Source organism: Streptomyces sp. NRRL WC-3549 (genome assembly GCF_000721935.1).
Classification (GTDB): domain Bacteria; phylum Actinomycetota; class Actinomycetes; order Streptomycetales; family Streptomycetaceae; genus Streptomyces.
This window is the reverse complement of sequence record NZ_KL585445.1, coordinates 37170-38295: the sequence shown is the minus strand read 5'-3', so window position 1 is coordinate 38295 and position 1126 is coordinate 37170. Positions and strand designations below refer to the sequence as shown.

General features: G+C 71.4%; 2 protein-coding genes. Both read left to right on the top strand.

The genetic code is table 11. The annotated features are described in order from the left end of the window. Window positions 1–181 (top strand): substrate-binding domain-containing protein (locus IH13_RS41760; protein WP_158791471.1); only part of this gene is annotated, 181 nt, incomplete at its 5' end. A 210-nt stretch (window positions 182–391) separates the two neighbouring features. Then, window positions 392–1126: TerD family protein (locus IH13_RS0134385; protein WP_031090788.1), on the top strand; the 735-nt coding region annotated here is incomplete at its 3' end.

Below are 1126 nucleotides of genomic sequence, written 5' to 3'. Positions count from 1 at the left end.
CTCGGCGGTGGCCCGCCACATGGACCCGCCGCTGACGAGCGTGCGCCAGCCGATCGAGGAGATGGGCCGCGTGATGGCCGCCGTCCTCCTCCAGGAGATCGCCCAGCGCCACGAGGGCCGCACCGAGGAACGGCCGAGGATCGTCCTCCCCACGGAGCTGGTGGTACGGGAGTCGTCCTGAGCCCAGGCGCCCGCCGGTCGGCGCGGGCACGCATGTAGTCGGCGCGGGCACGCATGTACAGGAAGGGCAAAACTTTCACAACTTCTCCATGAGTCGGCTATCCGGACGTTAGGGTTCCCCCGAGTACGGCGATGGGTGTGACACACCGCACATCGCCACGCAACGAGCTGCCGTGCGTGTGTTCCTGCCCGGCGGCGCATTGGGGGCCGCATGGAGAAGATGATCAAGGGTGCCAACGTCGGTCTGGCCGCCCTCAGTGAGAACGCCGGTTCCGTCGTGATGAGCCTGGGCTGGAGCAGCCCGACCGGGGAGGGCGACGCCGACGTCTCCGTCCTCCTCCTCGACGGCGACGGCAAGGTGCGCAGCGACGCCGACTTCTGCTTCTACAACAACCCGGTCGTCGGCAACGGCAGTGTGCAGTTGCTCGGGAAGACGCCCACCGCCGACGGCAACGAGGACCGCATCAGTTTCGACCTGGACGCGATCCCGGTGGGGGTCGAGCGACTCGTCGTAGCGGCGAGCCGGTACGGAGGAGCGCGGTTCGGCGACCTCAACGACCTCCACCTGACCCTGGCCGACGGTTCGGGTGACGGCCTGGTCCAGTTCTCCGTGGGGGACGCCGGCGCGGTGAGCGCCTGCATCTTCGGCGAGCTCTACCGGCGGGACGGTGCCTGGAAGTTCCGGGCCGTGGGGCAGGGGTACGAGTCCGGGCTCGCCGGTCTGGCCACGGACTTCGGCGTCGACATCGACGACGACGCCGAGGAGGAGGGGGAGGCCGCGGCCCCGGAGGGGGAGGCGGAGGACGGGTCGGGGCGGCAGGCGGGCCCCTTGCCGGCGGTTCCCTCGCCACGGACGCCGGAGTCCGTACCCGGCGGTGCCTCACCGGCGCCCACCGTCCCCGCGGACGCGGGGGAGACGCCGGCCGGGCAGCCGAAGCCGCAGGCC